Origin of the sequence: Parvibaculum sp. (assembly GCF_035325945.1) — a bacterium.
Lineage (GTDB): Bacteria > Pseudomonadota > Alphaproteobacteria > Parvibaculales > Parvibaculaceae > Parvibaculum.
Genome location: NZ_DAOKYX010000038.1, coordinates 1 through 3,300 on the forward strand (window position 1 = coordinate 1; position 3,300 = coordinate 3,300).

4 protein-coding genes and 1 tRNA gene are annotated in these 3,300 nt (G+C 63.8%); 2 read left to right on the plus strand and 3 right to left on the minus strand.

The window, feature by feature from the left end; translation table 11 throughout:
- Window positions 1-75: 75 nt before the first annotated feature.
- From PKA57_RS13600 to PKA57_RS13610, 3 genes are all read right to left on the minus strand, one after another.
- Window positions 76-162, minus strand: a tRNA-Leu gene (locus PKA57_RS13600).
- A gap of 136 nt (window positions 163-298) precedes the next feature.
- A complete protein-coding gene (locus PKA57_RS13605) occupies window positions 299-550 on the minus strand; it encodes a hypothetical protein (RefSeq protein ID WP_324301451.1) in 252 nt (83 codons plus the stop codon).
- A 264-nt stretch (window positions 551-814) separates the two neighbouring features.
- Entirely contained in the window at window positions 815-1,612 is a 798-nt protein-coding gene (locus tag PKA57_RS13610; protein WP_324301453.1) for a molybdopterin-binding protein, read from the minus strand.
- Window positions 1,613-1,767: 155 nt separating this feature from the next.
- Here PKA57_RS13610 and map point away from each other — a divergent pair, with 155 nt between their 5' ends.
- Window positions 1,768-2,589 (plus strand): type I methionyl aminopeptidase, encoded by an 822-nt coding sequence (gene map, locus PKA57_RS13615; protein WP_324301455.1) that lies wholly within the window; start codon window positions 1,768-1,770, stop codon window positions 2,587-2,589.
- Window positions 2,582-3,283 carry a DNA repair protein RadC gene (gene radC, locus PKA57_RS13620; protein ID WP_324301457.1) on the plus strand — a complete coding sequence of 234 codons (702 nt, stop codon included), beginning with the start codon at window positions 2,582-2,584 and terminating at the stop codon, window positions 3,281-3,283. Before map ends, radC begins: the two co-directional genes overlap by 8 nt.
- Window positions 3,284-3,300: the final 17 nt, after the last annotated feature.

Here is a 3,300-nt window from a genome sequence, read left to right on the forward strand (position 1 = left end):
CTCGCCTGATCGTCCGCATGTCGCATGAGGCACGCCCGATGAGCGCGCGGGCTGAAGGAATGCGGCGGAACTGACTGGTGGCCCCTGCGGGACTCGAACCCGCACTCCCTTACGAGAAGCAGATTTTAAGTCTGCTGCGTATACCAGTTTCGCCAAGGGGCCCCGCCGGCCGACCCTGAAGATATGCCCGCTCGGGCGAGGCGGCGCAACGCGGGAAAACCTCCCCCTCTCCACAAATGAAAACGGCGGCCCCGAGGGACCGCCGTTTCAAACCCTTCCGGGATCGGAGCCGCTGGGCTTAGCCCGCGAGGCCCTGCCAAACCGGCCAGCAGCTGTTGCCGGCGGAAGCGGCGAGCTTCGCCTGAGCATCTTTCGCGGTGGCGCCTTCGGCGCTCTGCACGCTGCTCTTGCCGCCCGTGCACCAGACATAGAACTGGTGCTTGCCGGGCTTCGACATGGCATCGAAGCTGGAATCCAGCGCCAGGGCGGGGCCCGACACCATCATCATCGCGCCGGCCGCCAAACCCACAATGCCGAAAATCTTCTTCATAAGCGTCTCTCCCTCCGGGTAAACGTGACCCTTGAACTCGTTCCCTAGCCTTGTTGTTCTCGGCCCATACGGTGTTGCCCCCTTCCACCCGTACCCCAGTCGGAACTCGTGGTTGGTGACCGTCAGACCCTAAGCCGAAACCTTAGCTCATTCGGGGCATATTGTACCCAGCCATCCGGCCATTAAAGCTGAATCTTTCGTAATGTTGCGGGGCGAATGTTGCAAATAGGCGACAAACCCTTGCCGGCCCTGAAATTACAAGGATCAGACCGGCTCGCCTTCCACCGGCTCGACGCCGAAAGAGCGGATGAGGCCCGCAACTTCCGCCGCAACTTCGTCGAGTTTCGCCGAATCGACGCCGCGCATGACGAGGCTCGTGCCAAAAACCCTGCCCCGGTAATAGGGATAGGAGCCGATGACGACATCGGGATGGCGCTTCTGGAGCGCGCCGAGCGGCTCGGCGATGGTCCCCTCGCCTATCTGGCCGCTCACCGTCCGGCTTTTCATGGTGGCGCCGCCCTCGAGCCGATCAGTCAGGCTGTCGAGCATGACCTGCATCACCATGGGCACGCCCGCCATGACGAAGACGTTGCCGAGCTGGAAACCGGGCGCCTTGCTGATGGGATTTGCGATCAGCGCCGCTCCGGAGGGGATGCGCGCCATGCGCTTGCGCGCCTCGGTGAACTCGCCGCCCGTCGCCTTGTAATGCGCGTCGAGAATGGCGAGCGCTTCGTCATTGTAGCCGATGGCGACGCCGAAAGCCTTGGCTACGGCATCCGCCGTGATGTCATCATGCGTCGGCCCGATGCCGCCGGTGGTGAAGACGTAGTCATGGCGCGCCCTGACCTCGTTGATGACGGCGACGATCGTGTCCTCGACATCGGGGATGACGCGCGCCTCGCGCACCTGAATGCCGATCTGGTTGAGGTGCTTTGCGATGTAGGACAGGTTCGCGTCCCGCGTCCGCCCGGACAGGATCTCGTCACCGATGAGCACGACGCAGGCCGTGACGATGCGCGGAGCTTCGGCATTTGCGGGCGAATTTTTGGCGGCATCCGGCATTCTGGGGTCCTCGCGGGGAATTCTCTTCGGTGAAGAATAGCCCCCTCACCCCGCCCGGGACAATGCGCGGCCAGGCATTGGCCTCATTTCGGGGGTAGGCCGCAACCGCCCGAAGCACTATGTTACGGATCAAGCACCCTCACCCGGACAGATCAATGAACTACACCGACGCATTCGATGCTCCCGCGCGCAATACGGGCCAGATCAAGCTTCACGGTCCCGATGCCTTTGAAGGCATGCGGCAGGTGGGCCGGCTTGCGGCGGCGGCGCTCGACATGCTCGCCACGGTCATCAAGCCGGGCGTGACGACGAATGAGGTCGACCGGGCCGTTTATGAATTCACCCTCGACAATGGCGCGCTGCCCGCAACGCTCGGCTATCGCGGCTACCGCCATTCCTGCTGCACCTCGATCAATCACGTCGTCTGCCACGGCATACCGGGCGACCGCGTGCTTCGCGATGGCGACATCGTCAATGTCGACGTGACACTCATCATCGACGGCTGGCACGGCGACACCAACCGCATGTATCACGTCGGCGAAGTGCCGCGAAAGGCGGCGCGGCTGTGCGAAGTGACCTATGAAGCCATGATGCGCGGCATCGCGGCGGTGAAACCCGGCGCGACGCTCGGCGATGTCGGCGCCGCGATCCAGGAATATGCGGAGGGCGAGCGCTGCTCGGTGGTGCGCGAATTCTGCGGCCATGGCATCGGCAAGGTTTTCCACGACATGCCGAACGTGCTCCATTACGGCCGCCGCGGCGAGGGGCTGAAGCTGAAGCCGGGCATGTTCTTCACCATCGAGCCGATGATCAATGCGGGCAAGCCGGGCGTGAAGATCCTCGCCGATGGCTGGACCGCGGTGACGCGCGACCGCTCCCTCTCCGCCCAGTTCGAGCATTCGATCGGCGTGACCGAGGACGGGGCTGAGATCTTCACCAAATCCCCCGCCGGCCTCGACTATCCGCCTTATGCCTGACACCTCGCGGCCGGCTGCCAAACCGACACCGCATCATGCGGGTCATCGCGAGCGCCTCCGCGAGCGCTTTCTCGCGGCGCCCGATGTGCTGCCGGATTACGAACTGCTGGAGCTCATCCTCTTCCGCACCATTCCGCGCCGCGATGTGAAGCCGCTCGCGAAGGAGCTGATCGCGCATTTCGGCGGCCTCGCCGAAGTGCTGAACGCCGCGCCCGAGCGCCTTTGCGAAGTGAAGGGCGTCTCCGCATCGACCATTGCCGATTTCCGCATCGTCCGCGAGGCGGGGCTGCGGCTTTCGCAGGCGAAGGTGATGCGCAAGGAGGTGATCTCCTCCTGGTCGGCGCTTCTCGACTATTGCTCCGCCGCGATGGCGCATGGCGCGATCGAGCAGTTCCGCATCCTGTTTCTCGACCGCCAGAACGTGCTCATCGCCGACGAGGTGCAGCAGACGGGCACGATCGACCATACGCCCGTCTATCCGCGCGAGGTGATGAAGCGCGCGCTCGCGCTCAACGCCTCATCCATCATCCTCGTCCACAACCATCCTTCGGGCGATCCGACGCCTTCTGCCGCCGACATCGAAATGACGAAGCGCATCGTCGAGACGGCAAGGCCCCTCGGCATTCAGGTTCACGATCACCTCGTCATCGGCAAGGGCCGCCATACGAGCTTCAAATCGCTTGGATTGATCTGAAGCCCGTATCTGCGCTC